General features: G+C 43.4%; 19 protein-coding genes and 1 other annotated feature. Of the genes, 4 read left to right on the forward strand and 15 right to left on the reverse strand.

Annotation, left to right across the window (positions count from 1 at the left end; genetic code table 11):
• Positions 1 to 72: 72 nt before the first annotated feature.
• The 12 genes from GGR02_RS08420 to ezrA form a co-directional block, all read right to left on the reverse strand.
• Positions 73 to 1,188: a phenylacetate--CoA ligase family protein gene (locus GGR02_RS08420; protein ID WP_183184295.1), complete on the reverse strand. Its 1,116-nt coding sequence runs from the start codon at positions 1,186 to 1,188 to the stop codon at positions 73 to 75.
• A complete protein-coding gene (locus GGR02_RS08425; protein ID WP_183184296.1) occupies positions 1,188 to 1,976 on the reverse strand; it encodes an ABC transporter ATP-binding protein in 789 nt (262 codons plus the stop codon). Before GGR02_RS08425 ends, GGR02_RS08420 begins: the two co-directional genes overlap by 1 nt.
• Positions 1,977 to 2,039: 63 nt before the next feature.
• On the reverse strand, positions 2,040 to 3,236 hold the full coding sequence (locus GGR02_RS08430) for an ABC transporter substrate-binding protein (protein ID WP_183184297.1): 1,197 nt from the start codon (positions 3,234 to 3,236) through the stop codon (positions 2,040 to 2,042).
• A 63-nt stretch (positions 3,237 to 3,299) separates the two neighbouring features.
• Positions 3,300 to 4,361 carry a branched-chain amino acid ABC transporter permease gene (locus GGR02_RS08435; protein WP_183184298.1) on the reverse strand — a complete coding sequence of 354 codons (1,062 nt, stop codon included), beginning with the start codon at positions 4,359 to 4,361 and terminating at the stop codon, positions 3,300 to 3,302.
• Positions 4,362 to 4,365: 4 nt separating this feature from the next.
• Positions 4,366 to 5,250, reverse strand: coding sequence for a branched-chain amino acid ABC transporter permease (locus tag GGR02_RS08440; protein ID WP_183184299.1), 885 nt, complete (start codon positions 5,248 to 5,250; stop codon positions 4,366 to 4,368).
• On the reverse strand, positions 5,250 to 7,160 hold the full coding sequence (locus GGR02_RS08445) for an AMP-binding protein (RefSeq protein WP_183184300.1): 1,911 nt from the start codon (positions 7,158 to 7,160) through the stop codon (positions 5,250 to 5,252). The genes GGR02_RS08440 and GGR02_RS08445 overlap by 1 nt, the downstream gene beginning before the upstream one ends.
• Before the next feature lie 13 nt (positions 7,161 to 7,173).
• On the reverse strand, positions 7,174 to 7,944 hold the full coding sequence (locus tag GGR02_RS08450) for an ABC transporter ATP-binding protein (protein ID WP_183184301.1): 771 nt from the start codon (positions 7,942 to 7,944) through the stop codon (positions 7,174 to 7,176).
• A 456-nt stretch (positions 7,945 to 8,400) separates the two neighbouring features.
• On the reverse strand, positions 8,401 to 9,990 hold the full coding sequence (mbcS, locus tag GGR02_RS08455; RefSeq protein ID WP_183184302.1) for an acyl-CoA synthetase MbcS: 1,590 nt from the start codon (positions 9,988 to 9,990) through the stop codon (positions 8,401 to 8,403).
• A gap of 123 nt (positions 9,991 to 10,113) precedes the next feature.
• Entirely contained in the window at positions 10,114 to 10,317 is a 204-nt protein-coding gene (locus tag GGR02_RS08460; RefSeq protein ID WP_066327687.1) for an alpha/beta-type small acid-soluble spore protein, read from the reverse strand.
• Between the two features lie 79 nt (positions 10,318 to 10,396).
• On the reverse strand, positions 10,397 to 11,596 hold the full coding sequence (gene thiI / locus GGR02_RS08465) for a tRNA uracil 4-sulfurtransferase ThiI (protein WP_183184303.1): 1,200 nt from the start codon (positions 11,594 to 11,596) through the stop codon (positions 10,397 to 10,399).
• Between the two features lie 5 nt (positions 11,597 to 11,601).
• Entirely contained in the window at positions 11,602 to 12,744 is a 1,143-nt protein-coding gene (locus tag GGR02_RS08470; RefSeq protein WP_183184304.1) for a cysteine desulfurase family protein, read from the reverse strand.
• A gap of 142 nt (positions 12,745 to 12,886) precedes the next feature.
• Positions 12,887 to 14,584 (reverse strand): septation ring formation regulator EzrA, encoded by a 1,698-nt coding sequence (gene ezrA / locus GGR02_RS08475; RefSeq protein WP_183184305.1) that lies wholly within the window; start codon positions 14,582 to 14,584, stop codon positions 12,887 to 12,889.
• A 179-nt stretch (positions 14,585 to 14,763) separates the two neighbouring features.
• Between ezrA and hisJ the strand changes: the two genes are divergently transcribed.
• A complete protein-coding gene (gene hisJ / locus GGR02_RS08480; protein ID WP_183184306.1) occupies positions 14,764 to 15,561 on the forward strand; it encodes a histidinol-phosphatase HisJ in 798 nt (265 codons plus the stop codon).
• A 14-nt stretch (positions 15,562 to 15,575) separates the two neighbouring features.
• Positions 15,576 to 16,055, forward strand: a complete 480-nt coding sequence (locus GGR02_RS08485) for a GAF domain-containing protein (RefSeq protein WP_183184307.1) — start codon at positions 15,576 to 15,578, stop codon at positions 16,053 to 16,055.
• Between the two features lie 39 nt (positions 16,056 to 16,094).
• Here the strand turns inward: GGR02_RS08485 and GGR02_RS08490 are convergent, their stop codons facing one another.
• Positions 16,095 to 17,948 (reverse strand): sensor domain-containing diguanylate cyclase, encoded by a 1,854-nt coding sequence (locus tag GGR02_RS08490; RefSeq protein WP_183184393.1) that lies wholly within the window; start codon positions 17,946 to 17,948, stop codon positions 16,095 to 16,097.
• A 342-nt stretch (positions 17,949 to 18,290) separates the two neighbouring features.
• Between GGR02_RS08490 and rpsD the strand changes: the two genes are divergently transcribed.
• Positions 18,291 to 18,893 (forward strand): 30S ribosomal protein S4, encoded by a 603-nt coding sequence (gene rpsD, locus GGR02_RS08495; protein WP_183184308.1) that lies wholly within the window; start codon positions 18,291 to 18,293, stop codon positions 18,891 to 18,893.
• A gap of 38 nt (positions 18,894 to 18,931) precedes the next feature.
• Here rpsD and tyrS read toward each other — a convergent pair whose 3' ends face one another.
• Entirely contained in the window at positions 18,932 to 20,191 is a 1,260-nt protein-coding gene (tyrS, locus tag GGR02_RS08500) for a tyrosine--tRNA ligase (RefSeq protein WP_183184309.1), read from the reverse strand.
• A gap of 41 nt (positions 20,192 to 20,232) precedes the next feature.
• Positions 20,233 to 20,452: a binding site (T-box leader), on the reverse strand.
• A 142-nt stretch (positions 20,453 to 20,594) separates the two neighbouring features.
• Here tyrS and GGR02_RS08505 point away from each other — a divergent pair.
• Positions 20,595 to 23,363: a transglycosylase domain-containing protein gene (locus tag GGR02_RS08505; protein WP_183184310.1), complete on the forward strand. Its 2,769-nt coding sequence runs from the start codon at positions 20,595 to 20,597 to the stop codon at positions 23,361 to 23,363.
• Positions 23,364 to 23,488: 125 nt separating this feature from the next.
• Here GGR02_RS08505 and acsA read toward each other — a convergent pair whose 3' ends face one another.
• On the reverse strand, positions 23,489 to 25,204 hold the full coding sequence (acsA, locus tag GGR02_RS08510) for an acetate--CoA ligase (RefSeq protein ID WP_183184311.1): 1,716 nt from the start codon (positions 25,202 to 25,204) through the stop codon (positions 23,489 to 23,491).
• Between the last annotated feature and the right edge of the window lie 53 nt (positions 25,205 to 25,257).

The raw sequence follows: 25,257 nt of genomic DNA on the forward strand, positions 1-25,257 counted from the left end.
ATTTCCGCTCCTTTTATACATGATTATTTAGGAGCAGTATAACCATGAAAAAAGGTGTTCATACAGAAGTCATTACTTTAAAGTGCATGTATATAATCGCTCTACATGAATAAATGTCGGCGTCACGCGAATGACGCTTTTTACTTTTTCTCTTACCGTTTCAGGTACGGCATCTGCATGTTCAACAAAAATTTTCAGTTCATCTTGCCCGCTTTCATTCGTTACTACCGCTTGAAATCTTTCGTATCCGACCTCTTTCATAACGGTTACAAGCTGCTGCGCATGTACAAACATTCCTTTAACTTTTACACTTGAACCGACACGTCCTAATACCCCGACAATTCGTGTCCCTTCGTATCCGTCTACCCATTTCGATATATCACCTGTGCCAAAACGAATAAGAGGATACGTTTCATCAAACAATGTGACGACTATTTCTCCTTCTTCATCATTCGTGACATTTCCGCTCACTGGATCACAAATTTGAATGAGTGCGCGTGAACTTACTTTTAGTCCTGGTTCTTCCCCATCTGTAAATGCTAGGCAACCACAATCAGCAGTACCGTATCCTTCGGACGTAGAAATTCCTTTTTCTTCAAAAAACAGACGCATCTGCTCGGTTAGTTTTTCCGCTGTAAAAAATGCTTTTTTTAATGGAAGACGATACCCCTTTTCTTCGGCCGCTTCAAACAACAACATTAAAAAACTCGGGGTGCCGACATATCCTGTGACTTGTAAATCGTTCATCATTTGTACTTGTAACTCCCGATTTCCTGTTCCGGCTGGAATAACGGTAGCGCCGATTTTCCGTAAAGCACTATCAAACATAAATCCCGCGGGGGACAAGTGGTAAGAAAACGTATTTTGCACTATATCGCTACTTGTAAATTTTGCCGCTTGCAATGCCTCGGAAAAGCCCCAATAATCTCCATCAATAGATTGTGGATCATAAATTGGGCCTGGTGACATAAAAATGCGTGCCATTTCATTCGATGCAATTGTTGCTATTCCACCAAATGGATAATGATTGTGCTGAATAGCAGGTAATTCGTCTTTTTTAAGAACGGGGATGCGCGCTAAGTCTTCTATTGTATGAATATCAGAAACACCGATACCCGCACGTTTTAACCGTTCATGAAATTCCGAAGACCGCTCAAACGCATAGTTGACGATATGTTTCCAATCCATTATAGCCACCGCTTTCTTCGTTTATATGATTTGACTTCGCGATAATTTTTCCTTCCTTTATCCCCCATCCCAAGATAAAACTCTTTTACATCTTCATTTTCAAGCAGCTTTTCCACTGGTCCATCCATCACAATCCGACCATTTTCCATAATATATCCGTAATGAGCGATAGATAAAGCGATATTGGCGTTTTGTTCGACCACTAAAATAGTCGTCCCTTCTTCTTCATTGATTCTTTTAATAATCGAAAAAATTTCTTTCACTAATAATGGAGCAATTCCGAGAGATGGCTCGTCTAGTAATAATATTTTTGGTCTTGCCATCAATCCGCGTCCAATTGCCAGCATTTGTTGTTCTCCACCAGATAAATAACCTGCTTGTCGATGTTTTAACATCTCTAATTTAGGGAAATAATGGTATACTTTTTGTAAGTCTGCTTTAATGTTTTGGCGATCTTTTCGAGTATGAGCACCGACAATTAAATTTTCTTCCACCGTTAAATGTTCGAACACCCTTCTACCTTCCATACATTGAAAAATTCCCTTTTTTACGATTTCTTCCGCATCTTTTCCCTCAATTCTCTCGCCATACAGCTCAATGTATCCATCCGTAACTTCCCCGTCTTCACTTTTTAAAAGCCCGGAAATTGCTTTAAGGGTCGTCGTCTTTCCAGCACCGTTACTGCCAAGCAAGGCAACGATTTTTCCTTTCGGGATGACCATTGACATCCCTTTTAACACAAGAATAACACGGTTATACATCACTTCTACGTTATTTAATGTCAACATACCGTCTCACCCCTTTATTCAAAACAAAGGGTGTTTCATATGGAAAACACCCTTTCTCGTTTTTTAATAACCGATATAGTCTGTAAACACTTTAAATTTTCCGTTTTCGACTTTAGCAAGACGAATTTGGTTTGTTCCGGCATGGTTTTCTGGCGTAAATGTCACAGGAGCAGCCAATCCTCCTAAATCAAGTCCGTTAATTTTTTCAATCCCTTTCCGAATTCCCTCTCCTGTTGTCGGATCGTCCGCTAATTTAATTCCTTCCACTAAAATTTTCGCCGTTACCCATCCTTGAACAAATTTTTGGTTTTTATCCTCCAACTTTTCTCCTTTGCTTGCTAAATATTCTTTTATCTCGTTCATTCCTGGTAACTCTTCATACGGGAAGGCGTGGGTTACTACTCCAATAAATCCTTCTGCTGCATCGCCGGCAATCGGAAGCAATCCTTCTCCTGTCGCCCAGTTTAAGCCGATAAATTGTGTTTTAATGCCGAGTTTTTTTGCATCTTTTAAAATCGTCGCAGTCGCTCCCCATGTTTCTTGAATAATCGCATAATCCGGGTTTTTCTTTTGCATATTTAAAAGTTGTGAAGTTGCATCAAGCGCTTTCAAATCAACAATTTGCTCATCGACAATTTCCACGCCAATTTCTTTAGCAAACTCTTTCGCGTCTTGAATCGGAGATTTTCCAAATGCTGTATCATTGTAAATAAGCGCTACTTTCGGCGTTCCGCCTTGATGATTGTCTTTAATCCACTTCAACACGGAACGTGCCTGATCGGAATAAGAAGCAGCAGTTAAAAAGTTCAATGGGCTTTCTTTTAAATTTTTTAAGTTTTCTGAATAAGAAGCTGAAAAATATGGAATGTTGTCTGCTGCAACTTGTTGACGAAGCGCTTCTGTATCGCCTGTCCCCCATCCTAAAATTGCTGCTACTTTGTCGCTTGATTTAAATTTTTGATACAGCTTTTGTGCCTCTGGAATTTTGTACGCGTAGTCTTGACCAACTAGTTCAATTTTGTAACCGTTAACGCCTCCTTTGGAATTAATGTACTCAATGTACGCTTTCTCCCCTTCTGCATACGGGGTGCCGACATCGCCTGTTGCGCCAGTAATATCGAATAGCCCCCCTATTTTGATTGTTCCTTTGTCTGTTTTTGTTGTTCCTTCTGTACTAGCAGGTTTTTCTCCTCCTGAGCAGCCAAATAATGTCCCCGCTGCTAGCAAGAGCGCCGCTAGCAATGCGTTTCTTTTTTTCATTGCATCATCCCCCTTTGTTTTTTTATCATAAAGCGACAAACAGATGTTTATCGCCTTATTCCATTAGTAAGAGAACGGCCATAAGCGGAAATAATCTTTTATATTTCGCCAAATTTTATCAAGCCCTTCCGGCTCATAAACAAGAAATAAGATGATAATGAGGCCAAACACCACTTCTTTCATGCCGACTAATATCCCTTCTAATCCTGGGAAAGTTCCGCTTAATAAATTCACCACTTCTCGCAAAACGACCGGCATAAGTGTAATAAACGCTGCTCCGTAGATGGATCCAAATATACTTCCGAGCCCACCGACCAAAATCATCGCTAAATATTCAATCGATACAGAAATGCTATACAGCTCTGGGCTCACAATCATCGTATAATGTCCGAGCAAAGCGCCTGCCACACCAACGAAAAATGAACTTACGAAAAAAGCTAGTACTTTATATTTAAATAAATCGATGCCAATGACTTCTGCTGCTATGTCCCTGTCGCGAACAGCAATAAATGCTCGACCGACGCGAGTACGGAACAAATTGAGAGAAAAGATGGTTGTCAAAAGCAAGATAACAAATGTCAAATAGTAATAGCTTTTTTCACTCATAAATACGAATGACCCGATCGTTGGGCGATTTAGCACAAGCCCTGCTGTGCCACCTGTAACGGAATCCCATCGAGAAATGACAAACAAAATAATGACTTGCGCTGCCAAAGTAGCAATCGCTAAATAGAGCCCTTTTAATCGAAGAGAAGGAATGCCAAATAAAGCACCAACAATCGCCGTCACTAATCCTGCAAACGGCGCAGCAAGCCAGAAGCTAAGACCTAACTTTGTCGTTAAAATCGCTGATGTATAGCCGCCGACTCCTAAAAATGCTCCGACGCCAATGGAAATTTGTCCAGTGAACCCGGTTAAAATGTTGAGCCCGATTGCTCCAATCGCTGCAATCCCACATAGTGTCGCAAGACCGACTATATAGTCTGTTGCGAGCATAGGAAAAGCAGCAAAACAAAGAACGATAAAGAAGATCCGCCAACGTACTCGAGCAATTTTCCAAATAGCCATATCTTGCCTGTAGTTTACATGAAACTCTCCACACTGCATTACAAACGGATTTCGCATCACTTCACACCCTCTCAATTTCTTTCTTGCCAAACAAGCCATACGGTTTCACCATTAAAATAAGAACAAGGATGATGAATGGAACTACTTCCTTTAATCCTCCGCCAACGAGAGGGTCTAAATATCCGCCTGTCATACTTTCGATGATGCCGATAATTAACCCACCGATGATGGCGCCTTGAATGCTGTCGAGCCCACCGAGAATGGCAACTGGCAATACTTTCAGCCCGATCATCGATAAAGAAGAGTTTACTCCATTAATATTTCCTAACAAAACGCCACCAACAGAAGAAACGATTGCCGCAATCGCCCATGCTACCGCAAATACCATTTTTACACTAATCCCCATCGACAGCGCTGCTTGTTGATCGTCTGCTGTTGCCCTCATCGCAATGCCAAGTCGAGAGTATTTGAAAAATGCGCTTAAAAGAATGAGCCAAGCGATAACGATGACAAACGACCATGCGTATACAGGGGTGATGATGACTTTCCCAAGACGAATCGGTGTTTCTGAAAAAATCGGTGGATACACTCTCGTTTCATGTCCCCAAATAATGTGCACAATCCCCGCTAAAATACTAGATAATCCGATCGTTGCCATAATCATCGAAATGACTGGTTTACCGATAAACGGGCGAAGCACTACTTTTTCCACCGCGAATCCTAGTATTGCGCTGAACGCCAATGTGATGAGCAACGCCGCGATAAATGGGATATTGTAGCTAGCGACTAACGTCAAACAAACATATGTGCCAACGAGTAAAAACTCTCCTTGAGCAAAGTTAATAGCATCGCTTGATTTATAAATTAAAACGAAACCAAGTGCGACGAGAGCATAAACACTCCCGACTACAATCCCTGTCACAAGCATTTGCAGGAAAAACTCCATTATGCCGCCCCCTCTCCTTGATCGATGCAAACTATTTGCAAAGTAGTTCTAATCGTTTGCTCTTTTCCATCGCGATATTTAATCGTTCCTTCTACGTCAATACGATCATTTTCTGAGTACATTCCTTCAATAAGGGACGCGTATTTTTTCGCAATAAACTGCCGACGAACTTTTTTCGTTCTTGTTAGTTCTTCATCGTCTGCATCCAATTCTTTGTAAAGAAGCACAAATTTTTTCACTCTCGCCTTTTCTGGCAACGTTTTATTAATTTCGTTTACTTGTTCTTGAATAAGTTGAATGACTTCTTGTTTAGCGGAAAGGTCGGAATAGGTTGTATACACGAGTTGTTTTTTCTCTGCCCATCGCCCAACGTTAGCCATGTCGATGTTAATAATTGCTACGACATAAGGGCGATCGCGTCCAATGGCAACAGCTTCTTTAATATATGGACTAAATTTCAGCTTATTTTCAATAAATTGCGGGGAAAACATCTCTCCTGTTTGTAAACGAATAACATCTTTTAAACGGTCAATAACATATAAATGTCCGTCTTCATCCATGTAGCCAGCATCGCCGGTGCGAAGCCACCCATTTTCAATCGTTTCGTTTGTCGCTTTTTCATTTTTGTAATATCCACAGCAAACGCTCGGGCTTTTAATTAAAATTTCCCCTTCTTCTGAGATTTTTACTTCTGTTTCTGGAATTGGAATTCCTACGCTATCTAATTTTATATCCCCGTCTCGATGAACAATAGCTATACCCGATACTTCCGTCTGTCCATAAATGCTTTTTACATTAACACCTATACTATGAAAGAAGCGAAACACATCCGGTCCAAGCGGTGCGCCTCCTGTATATGCCCGCTTAATCCGCAACAAGCCAAAATGATCGCGAATGGCGCTAAACATAAAATAATCTGCCAATGAATACAGACATTTTGTCCACCATGATAATTCTTTTTTCGTAAAATGGGCTTCTGCTACTTTTTCTCCAACCGGCTTACACCATTCGTACAATTTTCGCTTTAACCATCCTGCATCTTGAATGCGCACTTGGAAGCGAGAAACCATGTCTTCATAGACGCGTGGAGGAGAAAACATGACATGCGGCCCAATTTCCCGCAAATTTTCAAAAACGGTAGACGGTTCTTCAGGAAAATTGACAATAATTCCACTATAAAACGCCATAGAAATTGTCATCATTTGTTCCCCAATCCAAGCAAGCGGCAAGAAAGAAAGGTATTCATCTTGCTCTTGCAACGGGTCAATTGCCGCTAGGTGTTTTGCCATTTCCAATAAGTTTCGGTAGGAAAGCATCGTCCCTTTTGGATTGCCAGTTGTTCCTGACGTATAAGATAAGATAGCGATATCGTCATAATCGCCCTTGTTCACTTCTTCATGGAAATATAGCGGATTTTCTTGCGCAAACTGTTCCCCTAATTTTTGTACTTCCTCAAAATATAACAGTTTGGCGTGATGATAATTTCTCATCCCGCGGCGATCGTAGTAAATGATTTTTTCGACGTGCGTAATGTCTTCTTCGATTTCAAGCAGTTTGTCAACTTGCTCTTGGTCTTCCACAACGACAAAACGGGCATCGCAGTTGTTAATAATGTAGGCTAATTCGTTTGGAAGCGATTCTTGGTAAATCCCCACAGAAACACCGCCTAAGCCTTGCGCTGCTAGCTGACTAAACACCCACTCCGGACGATTATCACCGATAATCGCCAGCTTATCTCCTCGTTGAAATCCGAGAGAAGCAAGTCCTAATGAAAACGCTTTTACTTGTTCGTAATATTCGCGATACGTATATTCATTCCAGATGCCGTAGTCTTTTTCACGTAAAGCAACTCGTTCTCCTTCTTTTTCCGCACGAGCAACAAGCATTTGCGGAAACGTCATGTTCTCCATTCAACTCTCCCCCCTACACAGCATGCTCTTCCCCTAAATATGCCTCGATGACCCGCGGGTTTGTCTGAATCTCTTGTGGGGTACCGTATGCAATGAGCTTTCCAAAATCGAGAACGGCAATGTGGTTCGATAAATCCATGACTACCCCCATATCATGTTCAATTAAAATAATCGTTGTTTTCTTCTCTTCATGAATATCGATAATATAGCGAGCCATATCTTCTTTTTCTTCATTGTTCATTCCTGCCATCGGCTCATCTAGCAAAAGCAGTTCTGGTTCTAGCGCTAAAGCTCGGCCAACTTCGACCCGCTTTTGCAACCCGTAGGATAACGTTCCGACTGGCACATTACGAACATGCTCCAGCTCAAGAAAATCGATAACTTCCTCTACTTTTCGCCGATGCTCGACTTCTTCTTTTTGGGCTTTCCCCCAATACAAGCCGCCTGCAAGCAATCCTGTTTTCATGCGCACATGTCGGCCGAGCATTAAATTATCTAATACGGACAAATGCGGGAAAAGTTCGATATTTTGAAAAGCCCTCGCAATCCCTAGCACTGTTCGTCTATGCGGTTTTAATCGAGTAATTGATGCCCCTTTAAACAAAATTTCCCCGTCGCTCGGTTTGTATAGACCACTAATGCAGTTTAACATACTTGTTTTTCCTGCTCCGTTCGGTCCGATTAATGAAAAAATTTCTCCCTCCTTCACTTCGAACGAAACGTTGTCTAAAGCAACGACACCACCGAATCGAAGCGAAAGGTTTTTTACTTGTAATATCCCCACTTTCACGCCCCCTTTTTTCCTGAACGATCGCTCGACGATATGCACAAATTGACATATGTTACTAAAACATTAACGTTATTTCTTTGATAACATTGTATATGGCGGATCGCTTCGGTTTATGACTGACAAAATATCGTTCATTTCAAATAAAAAGTGGAAATGCATATTCATATGGAAAAGCACGATATGGAGTAACTTGTTTTGCTTGAGCGAAAGCAACGTTCTATGCAGCAAATAGAGCGAGGTACAATAGGTATTCGAAACAGAAACAATGCCTTTATGTAAACGCTTACGAAAATCACCTCTTTATTATTCATATTTTTTAGAAAATTCTAAAAAGAATAGTACATGAGTTATCACTTTCCGTCAAGTAGTTTTTTTATTTTTCTGATAATAAAAAAAAAAAACGCTCCTCTGCTTGGAGGCAATTAATCCAAACAAGGGAGCGTTTTTTTTTTATTTTTGCGCCAGCCGCATTTCCCGCTCGCGCAATTCGACACGACGAATTTTTCCAGATGTCGTTTTTGGCAATTCGTCGACAAATTCGATTTTGCGTGGATATTTATATGGCGCTGTTAATTGTTTGACATGTTCTTGCAACGCTGGGATGAGCGACGGGTCAGTCGGATCGACGCCTTCACGAAGCACGATGAACGCTTTTACGACATGGCCGCGCACCTCGTCTGGACTTGCGACGACTGCGCATTCTTTGACCGCTGGATGTTTGACAAGCGCATCTTCGACTTCAAACGGACCAATCGTATAACCGGCGCTAATAATAATATCGTCTCCGCGTCCTTCAAACCAGAAATAGCCGTCTTCGTCTTTTTTCGCTTTATCCCCTGTAATATAATAATCGCCACGGAATTGCATCGCTGTCCGTTCAGGGTCTTTGTAGTAGTGCTTAAATAAAGCTGGGGTTTCCACATGCACCGCAATGTCGCCCACTTCACCAACCGCACACGGCTCGCCGTTCTCATTAATAATTTCGACGCGGTTTCCTGGCGTTGGTTTCCCCATCGAACCTGGCTTAATTTCCATTCCTTTCAACACACCAACAAGCAATGTATTTTCTGTTTGTCCATATCCATCGCGAACTTGTACATGGAAATATTTTTCAAACGTATCAATCACTTCACGATTCAATGGCTCACCAGCAGATACAGCGCTATGCAAATGCGGGAGCTGATAATTTCCGATTGTCGGCACTTTCGCCATTAACCGATATTCGGTCGGTGTGCAGCAAAGAACGTTTACTTCGTATTTGCTTAAAAGCTGCAAATATTTTTCTGGCTCAAACCGCCCAAAATAAACAAAGCCTGTTGCTCCTGACCCTAACGTCGACAAAAACGGACTCCAAATCCATTTTTGCCAACCAGGCCCTGCCGTCGCCCATACGACATCTCCTTCTTCAATGCAAAGCCAGTTTTTCGCTGCGGTACGCAAATGCGCATATGCCCAGCCATGCGTATGCACGACGCCTTTTGGGTTGCCGGTTGTTCCTGATGTGTATGATAAAAACGCCATATCGTCGCGATTCGTATTTGCAGCTGTTAATTCCTCGTTTTCCGTTTCGCTTGCCTTTAATAAGTTTGTCCAACCATCGACTTCGTTGTCGCCAATGACAAATTTTAATATCGCATCCATATTCTCGATCGGGAGAAATTGGTCAACATACGGTTCGTAAACAATGACAGCCTTTACTTCCCCGTGGGAAATGCGATATTGCAAATCTTTTGTCCGCAGCATTTCCGAACTTGGAATGACGACAAATCCCGCTTTTAATGATGCTAAATATACTTCATACGCTTCAATCAAGCGCGGCACCATAATGAGCACTTTGTCACCTTTTTGCAGCCCTGCCCGAAGTAAAGCGTTTCCAATTTGGTTTGCTTTTTTCATTAGCTCGCCATATGTAATCTCTTTTGTCTGGCCGTCCTCGCTTTCCCATTTTAATGCTGTTCGTTCGGGAGTTTGTTGTGCATACTTTTCCATTTCTGCGGTTAAATTGTACTGTTCTGGCGCAATTAAATCTTCGCGTTTCATATCCTCATCCCCCATTTTTTCTTTTTCATCATAATTATACAAAACAATTTTAATTTTTTGAATAATTTTTTAACATAATAAAAGGCGGGAAATACTCCCGCCCTTGTAGCCATGAATATGAAATTAAAATTGTTTTGGATACGAACCGCCTAATTGTTGTTGCGCCATTGCAACGAGGCGTTTTGTAATTTCTCCTCCGACAGAGCCGTTTGCGCGTGCTGTTGTGTCTGCACCTAGTGTGACACCAAATTCTTGCGCAATTTCGTATTTCATTTGATCAAGTGCTTGTTGTGCACCAGATACTAATAACGAGTTGTTGCGTGCCATGTGTTTTCACCTCCTTGTAGCTATAGAATGTGTGAAAACACATGCGTTCATGCATTTATCATTTTGGTAAATTTTGAGATTAGAACAACTGTTCAAACTCTTTCTCTGCCGTGAATTCTTCATCAATAATAATCGTTTCTGTATTCGCCACCGCTGCTTGAAGAAGCGGTTCTAAATCAATAAAACTTTCATAATAAACCACTTTTTCCCGTTTTGGTCTTGTTTTTGGTGCGCTTGGCGTAAAGATGGTACAGCAGTCTTCGTATGGAAGAACGGAAATATCCAACGTATCAATTTTTTTGGCAATCGCAATAATTTCTGTTTTATCCATCGACACGAGCGGACGGAGAACAGGAGTTGTCGTGACATCGTTAATCACAAACATGCTTTCTAACGTCTGGCTCGCCACTTGTCCAAGACTTTCCCCAGTGACAATCGCTAAGCCGTTATATTTTTTCCGCAACATATCCGTAATTTTCAACATCATTCGTCGCGACGAAATGAGCGAATAGCCATTAGGAACTTGTTGGTGAATCGTCTGTTGAATGTCGGTGAACGGAACGATATGCAAGCGAATTTTCCCACCAAACCGCGTCAGTTTTTTCACTAAATCCACTACTTTTTGTTTCGCCCGTTCGCTTGTAAACGGCGGGCTAAAAAAGTGAACCGCTTCAATTTCCAACCCGCGCTTCATCGCTAAATACCCAGCGACTGGACTATCAATGCCGCCAGACAGCATTAACATCGCCTTTCCGCTTGTGCCAACCGGAAGACCGCCTGCTCCAGGAATATCATGGCATGTCACATATGTACCGTCTTTACGCACTTCCACGCGCACGTCAATATCCGGCTCATGCACATTGACCGTTAAATGATTCGTATTTCGTAAAATATGGCTGCCAAGCGTATAGTTTAGCTCATTGCTTCCAATCGGGAATTGTTTATCAATCCGTTTGGCGCTCACTTTAAACGTTTTTCCTTCCACTTGTTGCACTGCCGCTAATGCCGTTGTTTTTATTTGCTCGATGTCGTTTTCGCACTTCATCGCCAAACTAAACGATTGAATGCCAAACACCGTCTTTAATTGTTCCATAATTTCCTCATGCGGCTCACCATTCAATAAAATGTACATTCTATCGCGCATATATTCAATTTTTATGTTCGGAAACGCGGTTAATTTTTTTTGAATGTTCCGTTTCAACCGCACGACGAAGCGGTTGCGGTTTTTTCCCTTTGTCGACATTTCTCCGTAACGAATTAAAATACGATCGTAGCGCATATCCTCTACCTCTTTACACCTTGTAGTTTTTGAATTGCTGCTTCCATAGCACGAACGACGACCGGAATTTCCTCTAGCGTGTTTTCCCACGATAAACTAATGCGAATAGATCTCTCCGCCCGTTTCGGCTCAACTCCCATCGCGAGCAACGTTTTACTTGGCGCTCGTTTTTTCGACGAGCATGCCGACGTCGTAGAAACAAAAATTTGCTGCTTTGCTAATTCATGAACAAATACTTCCGATTTTAAACCATCTAGCGAAAAGTTAATGATGTGCGGCGCCGAATGTTTTATAGGCGTATGAAGTTCAATGCCGTCCATATGGCGTAACGCTTCAAACCATCGCTCTTTCAGTACGTGTAATTGCCGTATTTGCTGTTCATACGCTTCCATCGAGAGACGAAGCGCTTTTGCCATCGCAACAATGGCGGCAACGTTTTCTGTTCCCGACCGAACTTGCCATTCTTGTCCCCCACCTGCTAAAAGCGGAGAAAGGCGAATGCCGTTGCGAACGTATAAAATGCCCGCTCCCCGCAAACTGTGAAATTTATGTGCCGACATCGTACATAAGTCGACACGTGCTTTTTTCATATCAAGCGGAACTTTCGCTATGCCTTGCACATGGTCGACATGGAAAATCACTTTTGGGTAACGCTGCAACAGCTCGCCAATTTGCTCAATCGGTTGAATCGAACCGACCTCGTTATTTACGTGCATGACGGATACAAGAATCGTATCGTCGCGTAGGGCGCGCGCTAGCGTCTCCACTTCCACACGCCCGTACGCATTGACTGGTAAATACGTTACTTCAAATCCCAATTCTTCTAATTGCCGGCACGGCTCTGTCACTGACGGGTGTTCAATAGCCGTCGTAATAATATGGTTTCCCCGTTTGCGATACTGAAGGGCAACACCTTTAATCGCTAAATTGTTCGCTTCCGTTCCGCCAGATGTAAAAATAATTTCATTCGGTCTCACAGACAGAAGCGCTGCCACTTGCTCTCGCGCTTGGGAAAGCAACCGCTCTGCTTTCCTGCCTAATTCATGAAGCGACGAAGGGTTGCCAAAATAGTTCGTCGCAACCGCCACAAACGAATCAAGCACCTCAGGAAACGGCTTTGTCGTTGCGCTGTTATCTAGATAAATCATGACGTCCATCCTCCGCATGCATGCTGAACACAAAGAAAATAATAAAAAGAAATTCGTCTAACCGCAACAAAAACGTTTATTGATAGTATTCGCGAAAAAACCGATAAATATCTACATATGTAGGTATTTATCGGTTTATCGTTCATTTTGGCACTTCTTCTTGCAACAGTTGGCGAACACGCTCAAACGCTCCTGGTTCAACCGCTTCTACCGTTGCGACTGCTTGCTCTAACGCCTGTTCGTATTCATACTGACGGAAAAGCTGCTCTGCCTCCTCCAATCCTTCCTTTACCGACGAATACCGACGGCGATAGCGATTGCCGTATTGAATCACTTTTTCGACAAGGTCAGCTTGCTCGACCATGCTGATCGTTTGTTCACTGACGCGTTCTACTAGCGCTGCCGCTGCCGCTAGCGCTTGCTGAACGGCCTCCATGTTAAGCGGTTTTTCATCAAGGCGTAGCGATACGGTTGTTAACAAATCTTTCGCCTCATCAAGCTGCAACTTATATGTTTCCGGAAGTCCTGGAAGTCGGCTTTTTTTCACATACCGAACCGCTTCGGATAGCTGATGGCGCATTTCGCGAAGTTTTTCTCGCGCAGCCAATTCATCTTTTCGCAACGTTTGCAACATTTCACGAAACTGTTCATGCTCTTCCTTTAGCAGCTGCATTTGTCCTGCTAATGACTCCAGTTCTTCTTTAATGAGCGAGTGTGCCGTTCGTTCCTCTAGCGCGCGCGCTTGAATGAAAACGAATCGTTTCGCTAGCTGTTGTATTTGCTTTTCGATGCTTCGATATTTTTCGAGGTCTTTTGTCGACAGCCGGTAGCTTTGCTGCACGAACAACGTTTCCGCTCCTGTCTGCTTCGCTTCCTCGTCTAGCTGTTCTAGCTGCTCTTGTAGTTGTCCCATCTCGGTTTTCACGTATTGATACGCCAATACTTCTTTTTCTAACAAGTCATAAAGCGCATCGATATCTGATTTGATTTCCTCGAGTAGTCGCTTTGCTTCCTCAAGTTCAAGCGTTCGAATCATATCCAGACATTGCGGCAGCTTTTCTTGCTGTTTTGCTATTTCTTGTTCAATATCTAAATGATCGAGAATATAGCCTGCCTCTTTCATTTCTTGATAGCCTTCGACAAGCTCTGAAAGCTGAGCCGGAACAGCTGTTTGACACTCCGTAAGCAACGCTGGAATTTCTTGAAGCATGTTAGAAACGTCGGTCAGCTGTTGTTTCAAAACGAACACTGCTTCCCTCGCTGCTAAATAGTTGCCATCGTTCGTCAACTCTTCGAATCTTTGAAACCCTTGCTGTATCTCCTCAAGCTTCCGCGCCAAGTTTTCCTCCGCTTCGCCAAACGTATGACGATAGGCAAGCAGCGTTTTTTTCGCTTCGCGATACAACGTTTTTAGCTGCTCAATTTCCGTTCGGTTTTGTTCTTCGCTGCCAACGAGTTCATCTAGTTCGTGAAGAATCGTCTGAATGTCTTCCTCGATTTTTCGTAGCGCCTGCTCGATTTCCCGCAATACTGCTTTTGCTTTCGCATACCGATATTTATCAAGAAATTCTTCCACATCAAATAGCTTTTCTTCGATCTCCGGAAGTCGTATAGTGACAATATCGTCCCATTGCTGGCGCCAACGCTCAAACAACTGCTCTGTTTCTCCCGTCATGTTCAATTGCTTGACTTTCGAAAGTTCTTCCGTGACTTGCCGATTCATAATGGCAATTTTCCACGCTTCTAACCGATCAATTTCGCGGTACATCTTCTTCCGGTACATGTAGTTATATATCATTCCTCCGCTCGCGAGGAGTAACATCGTGACTGCGATTTCCATAAGAAGCCCCCTTGCATCCAAGTTAAGTCACATATTATGTAGAAGGCAAAAACATTGACATAATGTTCTTTTAATGTTTTTATGATACCATGTTAACGACATTTTTTGACCAAAATTTTTAATTTTTTTTTACAAAAATCTGCATTTTTCTCAATTATGTAATGAAAGGAGGAATTCGTTTGCGCGATGGTCATATTCATACCCCGTTTTGTCCGCACGGAAGTAACGATTCACTCGAGCAATACATCGAACGAGCCATCGAACTAGGATATACAGACATTTCGTTTACCGAACATGCACCGCTTCCGTCGACATTTATCGACCCGACCCCTGAACAAGACAGCGCCATGGCGATGGAACAACTTGATTCGTATCTTTCTACACTACAGCGGGTAAAGAAACAGTATCAAGCGGATATCACGATTCGCATCGGACTGGAAATCGATTTTATTGTCGGTTACGAGGAAGCAACTGCACGTTTTCTCGAACAAATCGGTCCCGAGTTAGATGATAGTATTTTATCGGTGCATTTTCTGCCGGCAAACGGCCAATATTTTTGTTTAGACTACAGCCCTAAGATGTTTCAAGCGATGGTTGAATCATTTGGATCGACGATTCGCGCGTACGAGGCATATTACGAAGCGGTTTTGTATGCGGTGCAAACAGATTTAGGCAAGTACAAACCGAAACGCATTGGCCATTTAACGCTCGTTCATAAGTTTCAAAAACAATTTCCTTGTCCTGTTTCTATGACAGAACGGATTATGCACATCCTCGATGAAATCAACGGGCGGCAATACGAACTAGACTATAACGGAGCCGGCGTACAAAAACCGCTTTGTCAAGAACCGTACCCGCCAGATTGGGTCGTTTATGAGGCACTGAAACGAAATATCCCACTCATATATGGGTCAGACGCCCATTGTGCTCGCGATTTGCATCAAGGAAGAGAACAAATGATTCGCAATTTTTTATAAAGGAGAGGATTGCTTTGTTCCACCATATCCAGTATACCGGCACACGCGAAGAAAATTATGCGCTTGTGATTAAGCAGCTCGAAGCGCTCATTGCCGGTGAACCGAATCTAATCGCCAATTTAGCGAATGCCGCTGCCCTTCTTCATCAATTTCTTGATAATATTAATTGGGTTGGCTTCTATTTAGCCGAAGGGGAAGAACTAGTATTAGGCCCGTTTCAAGGGTTGCCAGCGTGCGTGCGCATTCCGTTCGGAAAAGGCGTGTGCGGAACAGCAGCGCAAAACAAAAGAACAGAGCTCGTTCCTGACGTCCACCAATTTCCAGGCCATATCGCTTGCGATGCTGCTTCCCAGTCAGAAATCGTTGTGCCGATGTTAAAAGATGGAAAAGTCATCGGCGTGCTCGATATCGATAGCCCAAGCAAAAACCGCTTTGACGAAATCGATCAACAATATTTAGAGAAATTTGTCGACGTGTTAGTTGCGTCGTTGTAGCGTTCGCGAAAAAAGGAATCCAACGAAACGGATTCCTTTTTACGCTTTGTATTGGTGTTGATAGTCTTTCACAAACACGCAGTTTTTCCCTGACCGCTTTGCCATATATAACGCCTCGTCTGCTCGTTTGAACAGCTCGGTCGCTTCTTCGCGGCGATTTTTTTTCCAATACGAAACGCCGCATGAAACGGTCACTGGCGGATTCGTTTCTTGTCGCACTTTTGCCGCTAGGCGATTCGCAATAGCAACGCCAGTCGTTAACGGAACTTTTGGCAAATAAATCGCCAACTCTTCTCCGCCCCAACGCGCTCCGATATCATGCTCACGAATGTTTTGTTTAATAATATTCGCTACTTGCACAATAATATCATCGCCCGTCTGGTGGCCGTATGTGTCGTTGATGCTCTTGAAATTGTCGATGTCAATTAAAATAAACGTACCAAACGCATCAACTTCCATCGATTTTTGCAACTGCTCATCTAAATAATGGCGGGAGTATAGCTTCGTCAAATAATCGGTAATGACCATGCTTTCCAACTCTTCGCGAAGCATCGCATTCGCAAACGCCAATGTCGAATGATGGATGAGCGACTGCAGCAGCTTAAACATTTCAAATGTAAAATGGTACGGTTCTCGGTGCAAGACGATGGCCATTCCTTTCAACGCACCGTTTTGCACCATCGGCACTGCCATCACGGAACGGTATTGAGGAGCAGACGGTGAGTTTACTTTCGCATCTCCTAAAAACACCATATCCCGCTCGGTTCGCAGCCGCTTTGCCACAAACTCAATATATTTTTTCGCTTGGCGCGATTGAAAAAACGGTGTGCTTCCAGGCAATAGTTTTTTCTTTTCTTGGTCAAATAAAAAGAATCCGATTTCTTCAGCGCCAAAGGAGCGTTTAATTTGACTGACCATAAATTCTAACGCGTCTTGCAAACGCAAATTAGCGTTCAACCGGTGCATCGTTTCGTTAATTAGCTGCAAATCCGCCACCAACCGGCGCGATTGCTCATAAAGTTTCGCATTTTCAAGCGCGCTACCTGCTGTATTCGCGAGCAACGAAATGAAATTGATTTCACTTTTTGGAAATTCCATAATGTGCGAAGCGATAATTTCAATGACCCCATAAACCCCTTGAGCACCTTTAATCGGAGCATACAAAATAGAACGTTGAAGCACTAACGAATCTTCGAGTTGAATTTTCCCTGTCAAAAACGCTTGCATTGCTGCCATATTTTCGTCCGCTTGCTCGAACATTAGCGTTTTTATCGGCAAACGTTCGTGATACGGATGGTCATCGGATAAAAACAAGTAGTACGTAAAAGAAGGGTATACTTCTTGCAGCGTATCAATAATTTCTTCCAATACATCTTCGATTTTCATTGACGCATGGATTTTCGCGGTAAAGTGGTGAAGACGCTCGTACCGTTTTTCTTCGCTCAATCCACGTGCAATTTTTTTCAATTTGCCGAATAAATACGAAAAATCGGTTGCCACCTGTTCGAGAAACGCCTCGCTCGGGCATTGTCCTTTAGCATACACGAGCTGCAAAACGCCCGAAAATTCTTCCGATTGCTGAAGCAAAAGCTGTGCGACTGTACATTCCTGATTTTCCTCTATATGTATCCGCTTATCCGGCGGAGACGTTTGCCATTCAATATCCGGCAACACATTACAGGAATCCGTTTTTGTCGTCACCTCTGGATAAAACGTTTTTTCGATTGGGTCAAACAAAAACAACGTAACATCTTGCATCAGCAACTCCTGTTTTAGCAACAAAAACAACTGAAGCATCGTTTGCGCAAATTGTTCATAATCGTCATACGATAGTAACCAATCGAAAAACTTTTCCTTAAAAGCAGCGTACATTTCTTTCTCATGCACTTTCATCATGTTATTCACCCGTATCTATAGTCTTATCATTAAAGTATATTATGCCATTCGAAAGATAGAAAGTTTTTTTCAAAAAATTACATCTTTTATTATACCACACTGCCGGCAAACACAAAATAAAATGTTGACTTTATTTTGTAAAAATCATATAATAGCGTTTGTGTAAAATATAGCAGCCTTAGTGATCACCTTTATGTGCCCATTTTGTTCCTCAAACGAAGAGGTGTATCGTGTAACTCTTAGCTGCTAGAGCGAGGATACATGAAAACAAAATGGCCGTAATTGTTGATTGCGTCTGCTTTTATTTTACCTAAAATAAAAGCGAAGGAGGAGCATTTAATGGCTCGTTACACAGGTCCAACTTGGAAAATTTCTCGCCGTCTTGGCATTTCGTTAAGCGGCACAGGCAAAGAATTGCAAAAACGTCCTTATCCGCCAGGACAACATGGCCCAGGACAACGCAAAAAACTTTCTGAATACGGTTTACAATTACAAGAGAAGCAAAAGCTTCGCCATATGTACGGCGTGAACGAACGTCAATTCCGTAAAACGTTCGACGAAGCTGGCAAAATGGCTGGTAAACACGGGGAAAACTTCATGATTTTGCTTGAATCTCGCCTTGATAACCTTGTTTACCGTTTAGGCTTTGCGCGCACACGTCGCCAAGCTCGCCAATTAGTAAACCACGGCCATATTTTAGTGAATGGAAGCCGCGTAGACATTCCGTCTTACCGTGTAAAACCTGGCCAAACGATTGCGGTTCGCGAAAAATCTCGCAACTTGCAAATCATTAAGGAAGCGTTAGAAGTCAACAACTTCGTACCAGACTATTTAACATTAGACGCAGAAAAATTAGAAGGAACGTACACTCGTTTCCCTGAACGTTCTGAATTGCCTGCAGAAATCAACGAAGCGCTAATCGTTGAGTTCTACTCTCGTTAATAAGAAATCCCTCTGGACAACGTCCGGAGGGATTTTTCCTATTTGTAGCGAATGACATGATATTTTTTCTTTCCGCGGCGAATGACTGTGAACTGCCCTTCAATGCGGTCGTCACGCGTTAATACTTTGTTCACGTCTTGCACGCGCTCCCCGTTTACATAAATTGCACCGTTTGCCAAATCCTCACGCGCTTGACGTTTCGATGAAACGACCCCACTCATGACAAGCAATTCCACAAGCGGCACTTCTTCCCCATCGTATTCAAAAGAAGGGACGTCTTTAAACCCTTGGCGAATTTCGTCCGCCGTCAAATTAGAAACGCTGCCGCTAAAGAGTGCCTCCGAAATTTTCACCGCTTGTCGAAGTGCTTCCTCCCCATGGACAAGCTTCGTTACTTCTTCGGCGAGCGCTTTTTGTGCCGCCCGTTTTTCTGGCGCTTCTTGCAATTGTTTTTCTAGTTCGCCTATTTCTTCTTTTGTTAAGAACGTAAAGTATTTCAAATATTTAATGACATCGCGGTCATCCGTATTAATCCAAAATTGGTAAAACTCATATGGCGACGTTTTTTCTTTATCAAGCCAAATCGTACCGCTTTCCGTTTTTCCGAATTTCGTTCCGTCCGCTTTTGTCACAAGCGGAATCGTTAGCCCGAACGCTTTTGCCTCTTCTTCCGTTTTGCGAATGAGCTCTAATCCTGCTGTAATATTCCCCCATTGGTCGCTTCCGCCAATTTGCAATTTACAATTTTCTTTTTGATATAACTTTAAAAAGTCAAACGATTGTAAAATCATATAGCTAAATTCTGTAAACGAAATGCCGGTTTCAATGCGCGATTGCACTGACTCTTTTGCCAGCATATAATTCAAGCCAAAGTGCTTTCCGACATCACGCAAGAAAGAAATAACATCTAACTCTCCAATCCACTCATAGTTGTTCGCAATCATCGCCGGGTTGCCTTCCGCTTCAAAATCTAAAAAGCGCGACAGCTGTTCTTTAATTTTTTCGCTCCATTGCACAACTACTTCTTTCGCGTTTAATGTTCGTTCACTTTTTTTGCCGCTTGGGTCGCCAATTAATCCCGTCGCTCCACCAACGAGAGCAATCGGACGATGCCCTGCTAATTGAAATCGTCGTAACGTCAAAATGGGCAATAAGCTTCCGATATGCAAACTATCCGCCGTCGGGTCAAACCCGCAATATAAACTGACCGTTTCCTCCCCTAACAGCTTCTCTAGTCCTTCACGGTCTGTGACTTGGTTAATCAGTCCTCGCCACTCTAACTCGTTTAATAAATCCATTTCCCTCACCTCTCTAAAAAATAAAAAACTCGTCCCCTCACTGAAGGGACGAGTGTCATTCGCGGTACCACCCTACTTAGAGAGCAAACGCTCTCTCACTTCCTTTAGATAACGGCATAACCGTCTTTTGCTACTGAGCAACGCCGTTCACAAAAGAAGCTCGAGGACGTAATTCATGCTTATCTTTGCACTGGTTCGCACCATCCACCAGCTCTCTGAAGCAGGGAGATAACCACTACTTATTCCTGTCATCGCTTTTTTATTTGATTTTCGATATACACCGTTTTACCACAATCCCTCTGGCTTGTCAAACTACTTAGCAGAAAAATGACAAAAAAACATAATATTAGACAAGCGGTATGGTATAATAAAAGTAATTTTCAGACGTATACGGAGGATGTGTATGGAGCAAGAAAAACAGCCTATTTCCTTTCCAAATTTGTTGCGACGGTTATACATTACATACGAAATTGCATGGAACGTGCTCCTTGTGCTCGCTGTTGTGTTGCTTTCGGCCGTTTCCTTTTCGTTCGGTGTCGGTGCCGGCTATTTTGCTTCTTTAGTAAAAGATATGCGTATCCCGTCGTATACCGAAATGAAAAAAGACATTTATAATTACGAGGAAACGACACACATTTATTTTGCGAACCGCGTCTATTTAGGGAGCTTCCGTTCGGACATCGAGCGGGAAGAAGTCGCTTTAAAAGACGTTTCTCCTTATGTCATTAAAGCAATTATTGCAACCGAAGATGAATATTTTTACGAACATAAAGGCGTTGTGCCAAAAGCAATTATCCGCGCCTTATTTCAAGAAGCAACCAATTCTTCTCTTCGAACAGGTGGGAGTACGTTAACCCAACAACTCGTCAAAAACCAAATTTTAACGAACGAAGTGTCGTTTGAGCGAAAAGCAAAAGAAATTTTGCTCGCCCTTCGCCTCGAACATTTTTTTAGCAAAGACGAAATTTTAGAAGCGTATTTAAACGTCGTTCCGTTTGGAAGAAACTCCTCCGGCCGCAACATCGCCGGCATCCAAGCAGCGGCGCAAGGGGTATTTGGCGTAAATGCAAAAGATTTAAATTTAGCACAAGCCGCTTTTTTGGCCGGACTCCCGCAAAGCCCGTTCGGATATACTCCGTTTACGAGCGACGGGGAAGTGAAAAAAGACATTTCTCCTGCCTTGCAGCGGATGAAAACGGTATTAACACGAATGAAAAAAGCAGGTTTCATCTCTGAAAGACAATACAATGAGGCGCTAGCGTATGACATCACTAAACATCTCGCGCCACCAAAGCCATCGCCATTCGAAAAATATCCGTGGCTAACGATGGAAATTGAACAACGGGCAAAAGCGATTTTAGCAGACGTACTCGCGAAAAAAGACGGCTATACAAAAAAAGATTTACAAAACAATTCTTCTTTATACGAAGAATATAAAGCAAAAGCCGAAAGGCAACTGCGACAAAACGGATACGACATTTATACAACGATCGACAAAGACATTTACGACCGCATGCAAGCAGTTGTGGCGAAATATCCATATTTCGGGAGCGATATTGTAACGCGGGAAAAAGATAAGAAAACGGGAAAAATCGTGACAAAAGTAGAACCGGTCGAAGTCGGAGCGATGCTGATCGAAAACAAAACAGGGCGCATCATCAGCTTTGTCGGAGGACGAGATTATCATCGTGAACAACTAAACCACGCCACCCAAGCATATCGTTCGAACGGTTCAACGATGAAACCGTTATTAGTCTATGCGCCAGCGATGGAAATGGGGATTGTGCAACCAGGATCGGTCATTCCAGATATTGATTTAAACGTGCAAACACCAAGTGGCACATACAGCCCAAAAAACGCCGATCACAAGACGCATGGGCTCGTATCGGTGCGCCGCGCCTTGCAATATTCGTATAACATCCCTGCGGTGCGCACATACATGAAAACCATTAACCAACGTCCGATTACGTATTTAGAAAAAATGGGCTTTACTAGTTTGACGAAGGCAGACGCTACTAACTTGTCAATGGCGCTCGGTGCGTTAACAAAAGGGGTAACGGTCGAAGAAAACGTGAACGCTTACGCTACGTTTGGCAATTACGGCACATTCGTCGATGCCTACTTAATTGAGAAAATTATCGCGAAAGACGGACGCGTCGTTTACGAGCATAAAAGCGAGCCAGTCAACGTCTTTTCGCCGCAAACGTCCTATTTAACAATCGACATGATGCGTGACGTCATTCGTCAAGGAACTGCTGCTTCTCTGCCGTCATTTTTAAAATTCCGCGCCGATTGGGCAGGGAAAACAGGAACAGGACAAGATAATAAAGATGCGTGGTTTGTCGCAACGAATCCGAACGTTACGTTTGGAACGTGGATCGGTTATGATACCCCACGTCCACTAGAGATGAAATATAAAGGCTTGACCTATAGCAAACGAAACTTGTTGCTATGGGCACAACTGATGAACGCCGCTTACGATGTCAAACCGGACATCATCGCACCAAAAGAGCGCTTTCAGATGCCAGGCGGCATCGTTCGCCGCGCTTACTGCACCGTATCAGGGCTCATTCCGTCTGCGATGTGCGAAAAAGCGGGGTTAGTCAGCAGTGATTTATACAACGCCAAATTTGTACCGACAGAAGAGGATCGTTCGTTAATGAGCGGAAAATTTGTCGAAGTGAACGGCAAACGGTACGCGGCGCTTCCGACCACCCCGCAAGAGTTTACAAACGATGGGGTAGGGTTGAATGCTCAACTGCTCGAAGACTGGGGAATAAAAGAGACTGATCTTGCAAAATTGTTGCCTGATTCATCTGAATGGAAAAACGTTGGTGTTTTTGCCGAACTGAAAGAAAACGGCAAACGTCCCGACCCACCTGTCGTGCAATTGACAAATAAAAAATTGACATGGGTAGCACACCGCGAGCCAGATGTGATTGGCTACCGCGTATATCGAGCGGAACAAGAAGGATTGCCGTTTCAAGTAGTGGCGACGCTAAAATCTGAAACATCACCATCATTTATCGTTCCGTCTGCGACCGGCGTTTATTACGTCACCGCTGTTGATATTAGCGGAAACGAATCCGCCCCATCCAACCTCCTGTCGTTTGCCACACCGGTAACGACAGAAGAAAAGCCGAACAATGCCACGAATCAAACAGAACACTAAAAAAGGGATTGTCTCTAACGATTGTCTTTTTTTAAGAAAGATGCGACGTATCGTTTCGCCAAAATCGTTCGTACGTGTATATGGTGATAAAAGTGGGTGCCCCAATTTTGGGACACCCTCTTGTTTTAGTCTTCCATTGTCGACAAGTCGCCTGTTGGTAAATTCAATTCCCACGCTTTTAAGACGCGGCGCATAATTTTTCCGCTGCGCGTTTTCGGCAATTTATCGCGGAACTCGATTTCGCGCGGTGCCGCGTGAGCTGCCAATCCTTTTTTCACAAACTGGCGAATGTCTTCGATGAGTTCTTCTGACGGCTCATATCCTTCACGAAGCGAAATAAACGCTTTAATAATTTCGCCGCGTACCGGATCTGGCTTGCCGATGACCCCTGCTTCCGCAACAGCTGGATGTTCGACGAGTTTACTTTCTACTTCAAACGGACCGACCCGTTCACCAGAGGTCATAATGACATCATCAATGCGGCCTTGGAACCAGAAGTATCCGTCTTCGTCCATGTACGCCGAATCGCCGGACACATACCAATCGCCGATAAAGTACGACTCATATTTTTGCGGATTGTTCCAAATCGTCTTCATCATCGACGGCCACCCTTTGCGAATAGCCAAGTTCCCCATGCGGTATGGCGGAAGCTCATTGCCTTGGTCGTCGATAATCGCTGCTTTTACTCCTGGAATCGGCTTACCCATGGAGCCTGGCTTAATTTCCATGCACGGATAGTTACAAATGAGCTGCGCCCCTGTTTCTGTCATCCACCACGTATCATGGATGCGGCGATGGAACACTTTCATTCCCCAGCGAACGACCTCTGGATTTAACGGCTCCCCGACGCTTAAAATATGGCGCAATGAGCTCAAATCAAATTTTTTCACTAACTCATCGCCTGCTCCCATTAACATGCGGAACGCTGTCGGCGCACTGTACCAAACAGTAACCCCGTAGTCTTCAATCGTTTTATACCATGCTTCTGGGCTGAACCGACCGCCGACGATGACGTTCGAAGCGCCGCACAACCATGGCCCGAAAATGCCGTACGATGTCCCTGTTACCCAGCCCGGGTCAGCCGTACACCAGTAGACGTCGTCTTCTTTTAAATCAAGCACCCATTTCGCTGTTTGATAATGTTGAATCATTGCGTTATGCACATGCAAAACGCCTTTTGGCTTTCCTGTCGAACCAGATGTATAATGTAAAATGAGTCCGTCTTGCCGGTCAACCCACTCAATATCAAAATGTTTGCTCGCTTCGCTCATCCGCTTTTTAAAGTCGATATATGGTCCTTCTTCGACAATATCGTCGCCAACAAGCAAGACGTGTTTTAACGCCGGAAGTTCATTGACCGGAACGCGCGGAAGCAACTCTTTTGTTGTCACGATGACTTTCGCTTCGCTGTCTTCTAACCGGTCGCGCACCGCTCCTTCCATAAACGCTTCAAACAATGGCCCAACAATCGCTCCGACTTTGATTGCGCCAAGAACCGCAAAATATAATTCCGGAGAACGCGGCATAAAGATAAACACGCGGTCACCTTTTTCCACATCCGCGACTTGTTTAAATACGTTTGCTGCTTTGTTTGACCACTCTTTCATTTCTTTAAACGTATATTTTTCTTCTCTCGAAGCGTCGCGATAATAAAGCGCCACTTTATTTTTCCGGAACGTTTCTACGTGGCGGTCAATCGCTTCATAGGCCATATTCACCCGTCCTGTTTCGGCCCATGAAAATTGTTTTTCTGTTTCCGACCAGTCGAACGTTTGATACGTTTCGTCATAGTTTTTTAAGTTGTGTTCCCCTTGTATGACCGGTAGCATTTCTACTTTCATTCCCCTAGTTCCCCCTTTATGTAAGTGATTACATTCCCATTATAGTACAACTT

Origin of the sequence: Anoxybacteroides voinovskiense (assembly GCF_014196205.1) — a bacterium.
Taxonomy (GTDB): domain Bacteria; phylum Bacillota; class Bacilli; order Bacillales; family Anoxybacillaceae; genus Anoxybacteroides; species Anoxybacteroides voinovskiense.

What these genes read in the sequence shown, in the direction of transcription:
- GGR02_RS08425 (WP_183184296.1), bottom strand. Translation starts at nt 1,976, where the DNA reads ATGTTGACATTAAATAACGTAGAAGTGATGTATAACCGTGTTATTCTT.
- ezrA (WP_183184305.1), bottom strand. Translation starts at nt 14,584, where the DNA reads ATGGAAATCGCAGTCACGATGTTACTCCTCGCGAGCGGAGGAATGATA.
- GGR02_RS08440 (WP_183184299.1), bottom strand. Translation starts at nt 5,250, where the DNA reads ATGGAGTTTTTCCTGCAAATGCTTGTGACAGGGATTGTAGTCGGGAGT.
- GGR02_RS08420 (WP_183184295.1), bottom strand. Translation starts at nt 1,188, where the DNA reads ATGGATTGGAAACATATCGTCAACTATGCGTTTGAGCGGTCTTCGGAA.
- acsA (WP_183184311.1), bottom strand. Translation starts at nt 25,204, where the DNA reads ATGAAAGTAGAAATGCTACCGGTCATACAAGGGGAACACAACTTAAAA.
- GGR02_RS08445 (WP_183184300.1), bottom strand. Translation starts at nt 7,160, where the DNA reads ATGGAGAACATGACGTTTCCGCAAATGCTTGTTGCTCGTGCGGAAAAA.
- rpsD (WP_183184308.1), top strand. Translation starts at nt 18,291, where the DNA reads ATGGCTCGTTACACAGGTCCAACTTGGAAAATTTCTCGCCGTCTTGGC.
- GGR02_RS08490 (WP_183184393.1), bottom strand. Translation starts at nt 17,948, where the DNA reads ATGAAAGTGCATGAGAAAGAAATGTACGCTGCTTTTAAGGAAAAGTTT.
- GGR02_RS08470 (WP_183184304.1), bottom strand. Translation starts at nt 12,744, where the DNA reads ATGATTTATCTAGATAACAGCGCAACGACAAAGCCGTTTCCTGAGGTG.
- mbcS (WP_183184302.1), bottom strand. Translation starts at nt 9,990, where the DNA reads ATGAAACGCGAAGATTTAATTGCGCCAGAACAGTACAATTTAACCGCA.
- tyrS (WP_183184309.1), bottom strand. Translation starts at nt 20,191, where the DNA reads ATGGATTTATTAAACGAGTTAGAGTGGCGAGGACTGATTAACCAAGTC.
- GGR02_RS08460 (WP_066327687.1), bottom strand. Translation starts at nt 10,317, where the DNA reads ATGGCACGCAACAACTCGTTATTAGTATCTGGTGCACAACAAGCACTT.
- GGR02_RS08430 (WP_183184297.1), bottom strand. Translation starts at nt 3,236, where the DNA reads ATGAAAAAAAGAAACGCATTGCTAGCGGCGCTCTTGCTAGCAGCGGGG.
- thiI (WP_183184303.1), bottom strand. Translation starts at nt 11,596, where the DNA reads ATGCGCTACGATCGTATTTTAATTCGTTACGGAGAAATGTCGACAAAG.
- GGR02_RS08505 (WP_183184310.1), top strand. Translation starts at nt 20,595, where the DNA reads ATGGAGCAAGAAAAACAGCCTATTTCCTTTCCAAATTTGTTGCGACGG.
- GGR02_RS08435 (WP_183184298.1), bottom strand. Translation starts at nt 4,361, where the DNA reads ATGCGAAATCCGTTTGTAATGCAGTGTGGAGAGTTTCATGTAAACTAC.